Here is a 442-nt window from a genome sequence, read left to right as displayed (position 1 = left end):
GGCCGAGAGAGCATAGCTCACGGAAGCCCACACCCTGTCTTGACCTTGGCCAGAGGACTCGACCACCTTGTCGCCGGCATTATCGACGTAGTAGTCATCGTTGCCGCCAAAACCGCTCAACTTATCGGCACCGCCGCCGCCGTTGATGACGTTGGCGCCGGCATTGCCCTGGATGGTTTGGCCCGACTCGTTGCCGGTCAGGTTGATTGCCGTGGTGCCGGCGTCCTTCGTGGTGCCAAGGACTTCAATCGATGAGCCGGCTGAGAGTGCATAGCTCACAGAGGTCCACACCCTGTCTTGACCTTGGCCAGAGGACTCGACCCCCTTGTCGCCGGCATTGTCGACATAGTATTCGTCGTTGCCGCCGTGGCCGATCATGGTGTCGGCACCGACGCCGCCGTTTAGAGTGTTGGCGCCGGCATTTCCCTCGATGGTCTGGGCG

The 442-nt window shown here is 61.5% G+C and carries 1 pseudogene; it reads right to left on the bottom strand.

The features are described 5' to 3' along the window. Positions 1-442: pseudogene (locus EOA85_RS37980) on the bottom strand (calcium-binding protein); the annotation flags it as partial.

Source organism: Mesorhizobium sp. M5C.F.Ca.IN.020.29.1.1 (genome assembly GCF_003997375.1).
Lineage (GTDB): Bacteria > Pseudomonadota > Alphaproteobacteria > Rhizobiales > Rhizobiaceae > Mesorhizobium > Mesorhizobium wenxiniae.
The sequence above is the reverse complement of the archived record's forward strand: the minus strand, read 5'-3'. Positions and strand labels throughout refer to the sequence as shown.